The sequence below is a fragment of the Clostridium chrysemydis genome, assembly GCF_015234215.1.
Classification (GTDB): domain Bacteria; phylum Bacillota; class Clostridia; order Clostridiales; family Clostridiaceae; genus Clostridium; species Clostridium chrysemydis.
The window spans coordinates 1,267,783-1,281,529 of sequence record NZ_JADEKP010000001.1 but is presented as its reverse complement, the minus strand read 5'-3'; the positions used below and the strand labels follow the sequence as shown (position 1 = coordinate 1,281,529).

The window sequence follows — 13,747 nt, the reverse complement described above, 5'->3', positions numbered from 1 at the left end:
AAGGGGGAGAGTTTATGAATCAAAAAGGAACAGTTACTTTAGAAACAGATAGACTAATTTTAAGAAAATTAAAGCATAGTGATGCAGAAAATATGTTTAATAATTGGGTTTCAGATAAAGAAGTTACAAAATACCTAACTTGGGCACCACACAAATATCTTTACGATACAAAAGAGCTTTTAGAAGCTTGGATTGGTAGATATAATAATTTAAGATTTTACCAATGGGGAATAGCGCTAAAAGATTCTGATGAAGTTATAGGAACTATAAGTTCTGTTGGAATGAATGAAAAAATAGGCTTAGTTCATATAGGATATTGCATAAGTAAAGATTATTGGAATAAAGGAATAACATCTGAAGCTTTAAAAGAGATTATAAGATTCTTCTTTGAAGAAGTTAAGGTAAACAAAGTAGAGTCAAGGCATGACCCTAAAAATATTTTTTCAGGGAAGGTTATGGAAAAGTGCGGTATGAAATATGAAGGTACGTTAAGACAAGCTGACTGGAATAATTCAGGGGTTTGTGATACTAGTTATTATGGAATACTTGCAGAAGAATATAAAAACATGTAAAATATGGGATATAAGAATAAATTAAGGAGGTAAGACTTATGATAAACGAATCTAAAAATGACAGAACTCAAATTTTATCTAGCAGTTCATGTACTCTTGTATATGACTTTTCAAGAAATTGGGTTACTGCGCAGTTTTTTAGAAAGTTTTTGTAAGATTTACTTCTAAAAATTTCATTACGCAGTAACTTAGATAGACCGATTTATTAAATCTCGGTCTATTTTTACGTTCAAAAGTAAATGTTAGGAGTGTAATGAAATGAATAGAATAAAAGAAAATATTAAATTAGATTATTTTTATAGATTTTTTTCAAACTTTAGTATAACCTCAGCTATTTGGGTTTTATACTTAAGTTATAAAGGGATGAATTTAGTCCAAATAGGGCTTTTAGAGAGTGTATTTCATATTACAGGATTAATTTTTGAAATACCGACAGGGGCTATAGCAGACCTATTAGGGAGAAAAAAGACTATAGTTATAGGGAGAATTTTAAGTTTAATTGCATGTTTAATAGTTATGTTTTCAAATGACTTTATTTATCTTGCAATTGGTTTTAGTATTGATGCTTTAAGTTATAATTTAAATTCTGGCTCTGAAGATGCCTTAGTTTACGATAGCTTAAAGATTTTAGGAAAAGAAAAAGAATATGAAAAGATTTTAGGAAGATATAACTTAATAATAGAGATAGCAGGAGGGATTGCTGTTTTTATAGGTGGAGCTTTAGCTAATATAAGTTTTACCTTAAGCTATGCAGCCGCTATATTTATAAATTTAATATCGTTAATTTTTTCTTTAAGGTTTTTTGAAGTTTTAAATAATGAAAAAGAGGTTAGAGGCTCCTTAAAAGAAACTTTAAGGGAGCATTTTAAAGGGAGTTATTTTATTTTAAAAGAAAATAAAAGACTTAGAAAACTATTAATATTTTTCCCTTTAGTTAGCGTCTTTTCAGCTACTGTGTTTTTTTACGGGCAACAATATTTTAGTGACTCTGGATTAAGTAAAATCCAAATATCTTTAATATTTTTAGCAAACGGAATCTTTTCAGGGCTTGGCTCATTTTTTAGTAGCAAGATAAATAAAGCGTTAAAAGAAAAAGGATATTTATTTATACCTCTTGGTATTTCAGTATCTATAATACTCTTTTCTTTAGCTGATTATAAATTCGGAATTTTATCATTTTGCTCTTTAGGATTTTTTACAGCTATGCTTTATCCTATAAGTTCAAACATGATAAATGAACTTATTCCATCAAAAATGCGTGCAACTATAATATCTATAGATAGTATGATTTTTTCTATAGGGATGGTTTTACTTTTCCCTTTAGCTGGATTTATAGGAGAGTATATAAGCTTAAGATTTGCCTTTTTAATCATTGGGATAATAATAAGTATTTTAGGAAGCATAATCTTTTATTTAAAGAATATAAGAAGGTAGGTATTAAATAAAACAGATTTAAATATTTGTTTTAAGAATGAATTAAATAGAAAATTTTAGAAAATAATAGTAAATTAAAGAGAGGAAGAGCTAATTTAAAATAATTAGCTCCTTTTCTTTTAACAGATAAAATTTATTTTAATATAATAGTAAAAAATGAAAAAGGAAACTTGGTATAAAGAGGGAGTAGATAATAGAGGTTAGTTAAAGAGAGTCTAACGTTTGGTGAGAGTTAGGTGCTGTAGCTGTTATTGAATGGGTCTTTTAGAGGATAGCTTGAAATTATTTTAAAGTATGGCTATACGGAGAGTCTACCGTTAAAAGGACAGGATATCGAAAACATTTCCGTATCTTTTACTTAAGCATAGGTGGTATAGCGAATATTTACATTTCGTCCTATTTTGGATGAGGTGTTTTTTTTATAAGCTAAATTACTTTTATGATATAAAAATGAGTGGCATAACCACTTCGTCTCATTTTGGGCGAAGTGGTTTATTTTATTTTTGGAGGGATTTAAATGATTAATATTTCAAAAGAGTTATTTTATGAATTAAAAGATAAAAACAAAACATTTTCTTTAATTAGCACATTTAGAGGAGATTATTTAACTCCTATAAATATTTATAAAAGTTTTAAAGGAAAATATAAATTTCTATTAGAAAGTGGTGCTGATTTTGAAAGAAGTGGAAGATATTCTTTTTTAGGAGAAGATCCAGAAGAAGTATATTTCTCTCAAGGAAATAAAGGCTTTAAATATATTAAAAAGTTTTTAGAAGAAGATTTTTATAAAGAAAGTAATGAATTCCCTTTTAAGGGAGGGCTTATATCTTTTATAAGCTACGAAGCCGTTAGAAATATTTCAAAAAAACTTAAAGATATTAAAACTAATGATTTTGAAGATGTAGGACGAGCTCTTTATAAAGAGTATATCTGCTATGACTCTTTTAATCATAAGGTAAGTTTTATATCAAATATCAATTCTAAAGAAACTAGAAGTTATGAAGAAATAAAAGATAAGCATAAAGAAAAGCTTAGAGAAATAATAAATTTTAAGGATTTAGATATAGAAAGTAGTGAAGAGAAAAAGGAAGTTATATTTGACTCTTTAAACAGCAAAGAGGAATTTATAGAAAAAGTAAAAAAAGCTAAAACCCTTATAGAGGAAGGGGAAATATTTCAAGTAGTATTATCTTTAAAAGAAAAGTGTAAAAAGAATAAAGAACCTTTTGAAATCTATAGAAAATTAAGAGAGGATAATCCTTCTTATTATATGTTTCTTTTAGAGTTTGAAAAAATAAATATAATAGGCTCGTCCCCTGAAAGCTTAGTATCGTTAAAAGATAATATAGTAAAAACTAACCCAATAGCTGGGACTAGACCTAGAGGGAAAACTTTAATAGAAGATAAAAAGTTAGAAGAAGATTTATTAAAAGATGAAAAAGAAAAGGCAGAACACGTGATGCTAGTGGATTTAGGAAGAAATGATATAAATAAAGTTTCTAAATTTAAAAAAACTGAAGTTACATCTTTTATGGAAATAAAGAAGTTTTCATGTGTTATGCACATATCATCTGTTGTAAGAGGTGAGATTTTAGATAATAAAGATAGTTTAGATGCTTTAATAGCCTGTTTTCCAGCTGGAACAGTTTCAGGAGCGCCAAAGATACGAGCTATGGAAATAATAGATGAAATCGAAGACTTTAGTCGTGGAATATATTCAGGGAGCGTTGGGTATTTTTCTTATGGTGGAAATATGGATATGAGCATAGCTATTAGAACTATCGTAATTAGGGGCGATGAATGCTTTATTCAAGGGGGAGCTGGCATAGTTTATGATTCAGTTCCAGAGACTGAATACGAGGAAATAAAAAATAAGATTAAAGCTTTAAAGGAGGCTTTATTATGATAATACTAATAGATAATTACGATTCATTTTCTTATAACCTTTATAGTATGGTAGGAGAATTAACAGATGTGAAAATCTTTAAAAATGACGAGATCACTTTAAAAGAAATAGAAGATATAAACCCTTCTGGAATAATAATATCACCAGGTCCTGGAAGACCAGAAAATGCAGGGATAATAATAGACCTTATAAAAAACTTTTATAAAACTATTCCTATTTTAGGAGTTTGCCTAGGGCATCAAGCTATAGCAAAAGCCTTTGGAGGGGAAATAATAAAATGCAGCAAAGTATACCACGGGAAAAGGTCAACTATAAGACTTAATGAAAAGGAGCTATTTAAAAATATTAAAAGAAAGATAGATGTTATGAGGTACCACTCTTTAGTAGTAGATGAAAATACCTTGCCTCAGAATATAGAAGTCATAGGAAGAAATATTGGAGATGATTTGATTATGGCTTTAAAGGTAAAGGAATTTAAAACTTTCGGAGTGCAGTTTCACCCAGAATCTATCTATACAGATAAAGGAAAAGAAATTATAGAAAACTTTATTTTTGATATTTGCAAGGTATAAGGAGAGGAGAGCTTATGGATATTAAAGAGGATTTAAAGAGAATTTCAGAAAGAAAAGATATAGAAAGATTTAGGATGAAAGAAATAACTAGAGAAATAATAAAAGGAAATATATCATCAGCTCAAATAGGAGGACTTTTAATAGGTCTTAAAAGTAAGGGAGAAACTTTTTTTGAGATACTTGGAATAGTAGAAGCACTTAGAGAAGATATGAAAAAGATAGATTTAAATGAGGAGTATGTAATAGATACTTGCGGAACAGGAGGAGATTCTTTAAACACTTTTAATATCTCAACTATAACTGCAATCATAGCTTGTAGCGGAGGGGTAAAGGTTGCAAAGCACGGCAATCGGTCTATAACAAGTAAATGCGGAAGTAAGGATGTATTAGAAGAACTAGGAATAAATAGCGATTTACCTTTAGATAAAAGTAAGAGGATGATTAAAGATTATGGAATGAGTTTTCTTTTTGCAAAAGATTATCACGAAGGTATGAAAAACGTATCAAAAGAAAGAAAAGAACTAGGAGTTAGAACTATATTTAATTTAATCGGACCTCTTATAAACCCAGCAGAAGTTAAAGGTCAGCTTCTAGGGATTTATGATGGAGATTTGTTAGAAGTTGTAGCTAAAGTCTCTAAAGAAGTAGGACTTTTAAATGGGCTTATAGTACACGGAGGCGACGGGTTAGATGAAATAAGTTTATCTTCTCACACTGATATTTGTGAAATTAAAGATAACAAAATTACAAAATATTTAATTAAACCTGAAGACTTCGGCTTTAAAAGATGCAAAATAGAAGAGGTATCTGGAGGAACTCCTAAAGAAAACGCAGAAATTATCTTAGATATTTTAAAAGGGAAAAAGGGACCTAAGAGAGATATAGTTTTATTAAATGCAGGTGCAGCACTTTATGTTGGAAAATCATCAGAAAGTATTTTAAAAGGAATTAAACTTGCAGAAAAGCTTTTAGATAGCGGCGTGGCTTATTTAAAATATCTAAGCCTTAAAGAAAAATCTAATAGTATTTAAAATTTAAAACTTTTATTTAAAAGTTTAGGAGGGGTTATGTATTTAGAAGAGATAAGTTTTGTAAAACTTAAAAAAATCAATTCTTTAAAAGAAAATAAGGAGTTATTTAAAAAGGCCTTATTAAAAGAAGATTTAACTATTATAGGGGAATTTAAAAAAGCATCTCCTTCTAAAGGAGATATAGTTAAAGACTTTAATTTAGAAAAAATAATTGAGTTTTATAAAAGAGAAAATATAGATGCTTATTCAATTTTAACTGAAGAGGAATTTTTCAAAGGAAAAGATGAATATATAAGTCTTATAAAAGGAATAAGTGATAAACCTATATTAAGGAAAGATTTTATTGTAGATAAATATCAAATATACGAAAGTAAATTTTTAGGGGCAGATTGCATTTTATTAATAGTAGCCCTTTTAAAAGATAAATTAAAAGAATTTTATGAATTAGGGAAAGAACTAGGATTAGATATTTTAGTTGAAGTTCACTCTAGAGAAGAGTTAGATTTAGCTTTAAAAATAAACCCTGAGATTATAGGTATAAATAATAGAAATCTAAAAAATTTCAAAGTAGATTTAGAAAATACAAAAGAATTAATTAAATATATCCCAAAAGGGATTTTAACTATTTCAGAAAGTGGGATAAATAGCTTTGAAGATATAGAATATATTAAATCTTTAGGGGTAGACGGAGTTCTTGTTGGAGAGTTTTTTATGAGGAAATTTATAAAGGAGATTTATAAATGAAAATAAAGATCTGTGGAATTAAAAATATTAAAAGAAAAGAAGAACTTAAAGATTTAGATATAGATTATCTAGGGTATGTTTTTTCTAAAAGTAAAAGAAAAATCACTTATGATAAGTTTGAAAAAATATATATAAAAGAAAAAAGTTCAGTTGCAGTTTTTAAAGATGAAAAAATAGACTTTGTTTTAGAGGGGATTAAAAGATTTAACTTTAACTCAGTTCAGCTTCACGGAGGTGAAAATATTAATTATATAAATAAAGTAAAAGACTTTGGAAAGATTTATAATAAAAATTTTAAGATTTTTAAAGGGGTAAATTTAGAGAATCTAAAAGATTATAAAAATTATAAAGATATTGATTTTTTTATAGTTGATAACAAAGTGCCAGGTAGCGGACAAGCTTTAGATTTAAATAAAATAAAAGAATTTTTAGATAAGAAGTTTTTAAAGGAAAAAGTATTTTTAGCTGGTGGACTTAATTTAGAAAATATAGAAATGATATTAAAAAATATAGATTTATACGGAGTTGATGTTTCGTCTGGAGTAGAGGAAAAGGGAGAGAAAGATTTAGATTTAATAAAAGAATTTATTAGGAGGGTAAGAAAGAATGGATAATAAAAATTTAAAAGGTAAGTTTAGTGAGTTTGGAGGGCAATACGTTCCAGAGACTGTTATGTCTTCTTTAACAGAATTAGAAGAAGGATTTAATAAATATATAAAAGACGAGGAATTTTTAAAAGAATATAATTACTATTTAAAAGACTATGTAGGAAGACCAACTTCTTTATATTTTGCAGAGAATATAAGCAAAGATTTAGGGTTTAAGGTTTATTTAAAAAGAGAAGATTTAAACCATACCGGGGCACACAAAATAAATAATGCAATAGGTCAAATTCTTTTAGCTAAAAGGATGGGTAAAAAGAAAGTAATAGCAGAGACAGGGGCAGGTCAACACGGCTTAGCTACAGCTACAGTTTGTGCAAAGTTTGGGATGGAATGCATAATATTTATGGGAGAATTAGATATAAAAAGGCAAGATTTAAACGTAAAGAAAATGGAGCTTTTAGGGGCAAAGATAGTTACAGTAACGTCTGGAAGTAAAAGCTTAAGTGATGCTGTAAGTGAAGCTATAAAGTATTGGGTGAGTAACGTTTCAGATTCTTATTACCTTATAGGTTCAGCTGTAGGTCCACACCCATACCCTACTATAGTTCGTGAATTTCAAAAAATAATAGGAAAAGAAATAAAAGAAGAGATCCTTTTAAAAGAAGGAAGACTTCCAAACTATATAATAGCGCCAGTTGGGGGAGGAAGTAATGCCATAGGAGCTTTCTTCGAGTTTTTAAAAGATGATAAAGTAGAACTTATAGGAGTAGAAGGCGGAGGCTTTGGAGTAGATACAAAGTTTACCGCAGCTACAATCACAAAAAATAAAAAAGGAATTATACATGGGATGTTTACGTATGTATTAAGAGATGATTTTGGAAATATAGAAGAAGCTTATTCTATTTCAGCTGGGCTTGATTATCCTGGAGTTGGACCTGAACATGCCTTCTTAAATAGTATAGGAAGAGTAAAATACTATCCTATTAACGATGATGAAGCTATGAAATCAATAGTTTATTTAAGTAAGAGAGAAGGGATTATTCCAGCTATAGAATCAGCCCACGCTGTAGCTTATGCAGTTAGCCTTAAAGGAAAGCTAAAGCCTTCTGATATAGTTGTAATTAACCTTTCAGGAAGAGGGGATAAGGATATGGACTCTATAAATAATTATTTTTTAGGAGGAAAAATTGAATAAGCTAAAAGAGGTTTTAAAGGAAGATAAAAAGTATTTAACTACATTTACAGTAGGGGGATATCCTAATATAGAAAAATCAAAAGAAATAATATTAAACCTTTATAAAAGCGGAAGCGATATTATTGAAGTTGGACTTCCTTACAAAGAAGCTTTAGCTGACGGGGAAGTTATTAAAGAAGCTTATGATTATGTTTTGCAAAATAATATAAAAATAGATGATATATTTAATATGATAAAGAGCCTAAAGGAGTTTAATATTCCAATAGTTATTATGAGTTACTATAATCTTATTTATTGCTACGGAATTGATTTATTTGTAGAAAAATTAAAAGAAAGTGGAGTAGATGGACTTATAGTACCAGACCTTCCTTTAGAAGAAAGTTTAATTATAAAAGAAAAACTAGAAAAGGAAGATATATGTTATATACCACTTGTAACTAGAACTTCAAAAGAAAGAATTAAAAATATAGTAGATATAGAATCTGGATTCATCTATGCAGTATCAGTTAATGGCACTACAGGAGGACATTTTAATATATCTTTTGAAATTGAGAACTATATATACCAAATTAGAAAATTCACAAATAAAAAAATATTTTTAGGATTTGGAATTTCAAATATTTACGATGTATTAAATATAAAAGATAATGTAGATGGCGTAATTATTGGAAGTAAGATACTTAAAATAATAAGAGATAAGGGTGATTATAAGGAGTTTATAAATGAAATAAAAAAAGTATTAAATTAAAAATAAATGTTACAAAAATACAATAGGATAAAAGCTATTTTTATTATATAATATTTATAGTTTGAAAAAGATAGGTGTGAGGGAAAATGCGTAGGAAATTTGAGATTTTTTTTGACAGTGGTAGCGTGCTTGGGGTGTGCATTTTAATTTATGCTTTAATCACTAAAAAAATGGAGTTTGGATTTTTTGGAGTATGTTTATTTTTTATATGCGAACTCTTTAGCTTTATAGACCATTTTATAGATAGGCAAGAAAGTAGAGATTTAAAATATGAAGATGAACCTAAGTATACAGCACTAGATTACGGAAAGCTTTGGGAAGTTGTTGCTTATATCTTAGTTGTAGTTACATTGATTTTAAGCTTGCACGGAAAATATTATGCAAAAGGTATTAATGAATATGAAAAGATAATTTTAAATGTAATAGCGCTACTTAGCTTGATTATATTATTAAAGATATATTATTTTAAAGGATTTAGATTAAAGATATTTAAAGATGGGATGATTTATCCAAACGGCGAGTGGATTCCTTTTGAAAAAATAGATGATTTTAAAGTTAAAGATAGATGGATAACTAATAGAGTTACTATTGATTTGAAAGTTGGAGGATATAAGGGTGAATTTCTAAGTAAAAACTACAGAGTAAATTTAAGTAAAGATAACTTAAAAGAAATAGAAGAATATATTAAAGAAGGTATGGAATAAATAAAAGGAACGTCAAGAAACTTGACGTTCCTTTTTGTTGTTTAAATGCATATTACAAAATGTGACAACGACTTATCGCTAGAACTAAAAATAACCATATAAATACAAGGATTTGATATCAAATAAAAATATAATTAACCAACTTTTTAATAAAATGATAAAGAACTAAATAAAATAAAGTAAAACAATCAAAAATAAGAAAGATTTTACAAAAATCGTTTATTTTGTGAAAGAATTATAGTATAATTAATAAAAAATTTAAAATTTATTAACAAATAGGGAGGATGGGTATTGGGTAAAAGAGATAATTATTTATTTAAGAGCAAAAGAAGAGCCTTCTTAGTGTACTTAGTTTTAGTCTTTTTCTCAATAATTCTTAGGACAAACTGGCTAAACGACAGTACAGCTAGTAACCTATTTAATTTCTCTAATATGATTTATTTGATAATCATATTTATTTATGGGAGAAAGATAGGATATTTGACAAGTGGGATACTTATACTATTTCATTCATTTTTTCTAAATGATAATTCTTTAGGGCTTATTTATTTTGGTGAGTTAATATTTATCTACGAAATATATAAAAGAAAAAAAATAAGCATAATTTTAATAGATTTAGTTTGCTGGCTTTTTATAATAATTCCAGTAATATTTTTGTGCAATAATTTAATTAAAGACTTTCAGTACTATGAGTTTTTTGATGCCCTTTTAATTTTTATAAATTCATTGTTAAACACGTTTTTAGCAGAGATAGTTTTGAGATATTTTGTATTTGGAAATATATTTAAAGGAAAATTGAATATAAGCTTAAAAGATATGTTTATACATATAACAGCAGCTATGATATTAGTACCATTTATTATAAACATTTATATAGATATTTATAATAGTTACGATTATATCTACAAGACAAATGAAGAAAGTGCTAAAGGAATTCACAGCTTAATAGAAAAATCGATGGATTTTTGGACTGCTGATGAAATTTTAAATTTGAAAATGGGGAATATAGTTGAAGTTACAAAAATAAAAAAAGATATAAATAGAGTAGTTGAAGAAAGAAATATCACAATATATATATCTGATGAAAAAGGACATCTTATTTTAGGAACAGGTAAAAAGGTTAACGGGAAAGCAATTGTAAATAAAGTAAGTGAACATTCTTATAAGATAACTATTGATGATGGAAATAAAAATAAAATAGGATACAACTTAAACGATAACTATATTTTATATAAAGATAAAATTGAAAACGGGAATTTAGATATTTATATAAGTACACCTATGAATACTTATAGAGATAGGATAGTTCAAGAGCAAATTAGTCAAATAAAATTCTTGATTTTATTTATATTCTTTATAGGGCTTTATTTGATAGTTTTAAATAAAACCTTATTCAAATCGGCAACGGCTATTTCTGAAAATACTAGAAATTTACCATATAAGCTTAAAAATAATGAAGTAGTTAACTGGCCTAAGAGCGGAATATATGAAGTTAATTCATTTATTTCTAATATGGAAACTATGTCTGAAGAGATGAGGAAAATATTCAAAAAATTAAATAAGTCTCAACATAAGTTATATAAATTAGCTTATTATGATAATTTAACTAATCTTAGAAATAGATTATCTTTTAGAAATAAAGTAACAGAATATGTTAAGGGAAATGAAGAGTTTTCTATTATGCTTTTAGATATAGATAAATTTAAAAGTATAAATGATACATTAGGACATAATGCCGGTGATGAACTTCTAGTTGAGGTATCTAAAAGGTTAAAAGAAATAAAAGATAGCATAACTAAAGTGTATAGAATCGGAGGAGATGAATTTGTTGTATTAGTTAAATCAGGGGATGAAGAAATAATTTCTAACAAATCTTTAAAGATAATAGAAGGATTTAAAAGAGATGTTAAGGTTAATGAAATTTTATTAAATATAAACTGTAGTATGGGAGTTAGTATTTACCCTAAAGATAGCAAAAATATAGATGATATTATAAAATTTGCTGATATTGCTATGTATGAATCTAAGGCAAAGGGATATGGAAAATTAGAATTTTTTAATATCACAATGAAAGAAAAGATAGATAGAAGAGTATTAATTGAAAACAACTTAACAGAAGCTATTAAAAATAATAAATTAAAGCTTTTTATGCAGCCTAAGATTTATAAAGATGGCAAAAGTATTGCTGGGTTTGAATGTTTACTTAGGTGGACAGATGAGGAACTTGGTGTAGTTTATCCAGATGAATTTATAAGCGTTGCTGAAGAGAGTAATCTAATAATCTCCTTAGATGAGTGGGTTATTAAAGAGGGACTTAAAATAAATAAAAATCTTCAAGATAAAAATATTTTATTTGTTCCAGTATCTATAAATATTTCAGGAAAGCATTTTACTAAAGATTATTTAATTGATTCTGTTAAAAGGAATCTAAAAAAATATAATATAGATCCTAAATATTTAAAGCTTGAAGTAACAGAAAGTGTTTTAATAGAAGATACAAAAAAAGCAATAGAAAATATGGAAAAGCTAAAGTCTATAGGAGTTAAGATTTCTATGGATGACTTTGGAAAGGGATATTCTTCTTTAACTCAATTAATTAGGCTTCCAATTGAAGAACTCAAAGTAGATAGAGAATTTATTAAAGAAGTTAATAAGGATGTAAGAAAGAAGAATATAGTAAAACTTATAGTAAATACAGCTAAGGAACTTGGACTTAATATAGTGGCTGAAGGTGTTGAAAATGACGATGAGAAGAAATACGTTATAGATTCAGGATGTGATGAAGTCCAAGGCTACTTTTATAGTAAACCTCTACCAGAGGAGGAGTTTATAAAGTATTTGAAAGAGAGGGCAAAATATGAATAAAATTTTGAAGTTTTTAGGAATAGGGATTATTTCTTTAGGTTTAGTTGGTTGTGGGAAAGAAGAGGTATTAAGTGACAAGAAGGTAAGTGAAGATAATAAAAGTAATGAAGAAGTTACTTTAGAGCTTTGGTCACACTATGACGGATTCCAAGATGCTATAAAAGGCTTTAATGAAAAATATCCAAAGGTTAAAATTAATGTAAAAGTTATTCCTCATGATGATTATATTTCAGAGTATAAAAAAGGTTTAACATCTGATAAAGGGCCAGACCTTTTAATAATAGATAGTAATGATTATGGCGAATTTAATACAGCTAAGAGTTTAGAAGATATTTCAAAAGATGAGTATGGTATTAAAAATTACGAAGAAAATTTTGATAGAGAGCTTTGGAATTTAGGTAAGTCCTTAGATAAAAAAGAACTTTTAGGAATTCCTTTTGCATCAGCCCCTATGGTTACTTACTATAGGGCAGATATTCTAGAAAAGTATGGGTTTCCGAGTGAACCAAAAGCGTTAAGTGAGTTTATGAAGAAACCTGATAATTGGCTTAAGATGGCTCGAAAGCTTAAAAAAGAAGGGATATATATTCTTCAGTGGATAGCAGAATCTACAAAACTTTATACAGCTAATATGCCGTATTATGATGAAAATTTAGTTTATCAAAGAAACACAAAACAATTTAAAGAAGGAATTGAAATAGCACAAGAGGTTCAAAAAGACAAGCTATTTGCATATACTGACATTTGGTCTGATTTAGGTAAGAAATATTTAAAAGAAGGAAAACTTGCAATGCTATATTTAGGTTCTTGGGGGGCAAATGAAATACAGGGGTTAGTTCCAGAACAAGAAGGCAAATGGAGAGCAACATCGCTTCCTTTTGGTAGATATGGGTGGAATAATTCAACTATTATTTCTATGAATAGTGCAAGTGAAAATAAAGATTTAGCAGCAAAATTTATAGAGTATTATGCTTTTGAGTATGTAGATACAAATGCGGTTTCCAGTGTTCCAGGGTATATGCCTTTAAGAGAGAAGAAGGAGTCTGTAAAAATAAATAATAAATTCCTTGGAAATCAAGACGAAAAGGGCCTTTACGAAAATCTTATGAATAATACAGAGGAATACCCAATTACTCCTTTTGATAGTAAAGCGTTCTTGCTTTGGGATACGGCTTTAAATAAAGGGCTTGAAGAAGGTTTAGATGCTGAGAAAATTATAGATAAAATTAAAAAAGAAGAAGAAGCAACTTTTAAAGAGGAAAAAGAAATAATTTTAGAATCTATGAAAGAGTAATGTAAAAGCTATACTAAAATTTTGTTTTGGTATAGCTTTATTTTTGTTATAATTAAGTAAAGTAATACAGGAGATAA

General features: G+C 27.7%; 12 protein-coding genes. All 12 read left to right on the top strand.

The annotated features are described in order from the left end of the window. Positions 1–14: 14 nt before the first annotated feature. The 12 genes from INR60_RS06425 (at position 15) to INR60_RS06370 (ending at position 13,670) form a co-directional block, all read left to right on the top strand. A complete protein-coding gene (locus tag INR60_RS06425; RefSeq protein ID WP_194190651.1) occupies positions 15–572 on the top strand; it encodes a GNAT family N-acetyltransferase in 558 nt (185 codons plus the stop codon). A 258-nt stretch (positions 573–830) separates the two neighbouring features. Next, the gene (locus tag INR60_RS06420) at positions 831–2,006 is read left to right on the top strand and encodes an MFS transporter (RefSeq protein WP_194190650.1); all 1,176 of its coding nucleotides are present in this window, start codon (positions 831–833) and stop codon (positions 2,004–2,006) included. 517 nt (positions 2,007–2,523) lie between these two features. Next, entirely contained in the window at positions 2,524–3,912 is a 1,389-nt protein-coding gene (locus INR60_RS06415; protein ID WP_194190649.1) for an anthranilate synthase component I family protein, read from the top strand. Next, a complete protein-coding gene (locus INR60_RS06410; protein WP_194190648.1) occupies positions 3,909–4,484 on the top strand; it encodes an anthranilate synthase component II in 576 nt (191 codons plus the stop codon). Before INR60_RS06415 ends, INR60_RS06410 begins: the two co-directional genes overlap by 4 nt. A 14-nt stretch (positions 4,485–4,498) precedes the next feature. Next, positions 4,499–5,515 (top strand): anthranilate phosphoribosyltransferase, encoded by a 1,017-nt coding sequence (trpD, locus tag INR60_RS06405; protein WP_194190647.1) that lies wholly within the window; start codon positions 4,499–4,501, stop codon positions 5,513–5,515. A gap of 36 nt (positions 5,516–5,551) precedes the next feature. Next, positions 5,552–6,259 carry an indole-3-glycerol phosphate synthase TrpC gene (trpC, locus tag INR60_RS06400; RefSeq protein WP_194190646.1) on the top strand — a complete coding sequence of 236 codons (708 nt, stop codon included), beginning with the start codon at positions 5,552–5,554 and terminating at the stop codon, positions 6,257–6,259. Then, a complete protein-coding gene (locus INR60_RS06395; RefSeq protein ID WP_194190645.1) occupies positions 6,256–6,873 on the top strand; it encodes a phosphoribosylanthranilate isomerase in 618 nt (205 codons plus the stop codon). Before trpC ends, INR60_RS06395 begins: the two co-directional genes overlap by 4 nt. Continuing rightward, positions 6,866–8,059 (top strand): tryptophan synthase subunit beta, encoded by a 1,194-nt coding sequence (gene trpB / locus INR60_RS06390; protein ID WP_194190644.1) that lies wholly within the window; start codon positions 6,866–6,868, stop codon positions 8,057–8,059. Before INR60_RS06395 ends, trpB begins: the two co-directional genes overlap by 8 nt. Next, the gene (trpA, locus tag INR60_RS06385; RefSeq protein ID WP_194190643.1) at positions 8,052–8,807 is read left to right on the top strand and encodes a tryptophan synthase subunit alpha; all 756 of its coding nucleotides are present in this window, start codon (positions 8,052–8,054) and stop codon (positions 8,805–8,807) included. The genes trpB and trpA overlap by 8 nt, the downstream gene beginning before the upstream one ends. A 170-nt stretch (positions 8,808–8,977) precedes the next feature. After that, complete coding sequence (locus tag INR60_RS06380) at positions 8,978–9,511, top strand: hypothetical protein (RefSeq protein ID WP_194190642.1); 534 nt, start codon at positions 8,978–8,980, stop codon at positions 9,509–9,511. A gap of 291 nt (positions 9,512–9,802) precedes the next feature. After that, positions 9,803–12,376 carry a putative bifunctional diguanylate cyclase/phosphodiesterase gene (locus tag INR60_RS06375; protein WP_194190641.1) on the top strand — a complete coding sequence of 858 codons (2,574 nt, stop codon included), beginning with the start codon at positions 9,803–9,805 and terminating at the stop codon, positions 12,374–12,376. Continuing rightward, complete coding sequence (locus INR60_RS06370) at positions 12,369–13,670, top strand: ABC transporter substrate-binding protein (RefSeq protein ID WP_194190640.1); 1,302 nt, start codon at positions 12,369–12,371, stop codon at positions 13,668–13,670. Before INR60_RS06375 ends, INR60_RS06370 begins: the two co-directional genes overlap by 8 nt. Positions 13,671–13,747: the final 77 nt, after the last annotated feature.

Bases quoted from the DNA above. Each gene is read 5' to 3' on its own strand.
- INR60_RS06395 (WP_194190645.1), top strand. From the start codon at position 6,256: ATGAAAATAAAGATCTGTGGAATTAAAAATATTAAAAGAAAAGAAGAA.
- INR60_RS06410 (WP_194190648.1), top strand. From the start codon at position 3,909: ATGATAATACTAATAGATAATTACGATTCATTTTCTTATAACCTTTAT.
- INR60_RS06415 (WP_194190649.1), top strand. From the start codon at position 2,524: ATGATTAATATTTCAAAAGAGTTATTTTATGAATTAAAAGATAAAAAC.
- trpD (WP_194190647.1), top strand. From the start codon at position 4,499: ATGGATATTAAAGAGGATTTAAAGAGAATTTCAGAAAGAAAAGATATA.
- INR60_RS06420 (WP_194190650.1), top strand. From the start codon at position 831: ATGAATAGAATAAAAGAAAATATTAAATTAGATTATTTTTATAGATTT.
- INR60_RS06425 (WP_194190651.1), top strand. From the start codon at position 15: ATGAATCAAAAAGGAACAGTTACTTTAGAAACAGATAGACTAATTTTA.
- INR60_RS06370 (WP_194190640.1), top strand. From the start codon at position 12,369: ATGAATAAAATTTTGAAGTTTTTAGGAATAGGGATTATTTCTTTAGGT.
- trpC (WP_194190646.1), top strand. From the start codon at position 5,552: ATGTATTTAGAAGAGATAAGTTTTGTAAAACTTAAAAAAATCAATTCT.
- INR60_RS06380 (WP_194190642.1), top strand. From the start codon at position 8,978: ATGGAGTTTGGATTTTTTGGAGTATGTTTATTTTTTATATGCGAACTC.
- trpB (WP_194190644.1), top strand. From the start codon at position 6,866: ATGGATAATAAAAATTTAAAAGGTAAGTTTAGTGAGTTTGGAGGGCAA.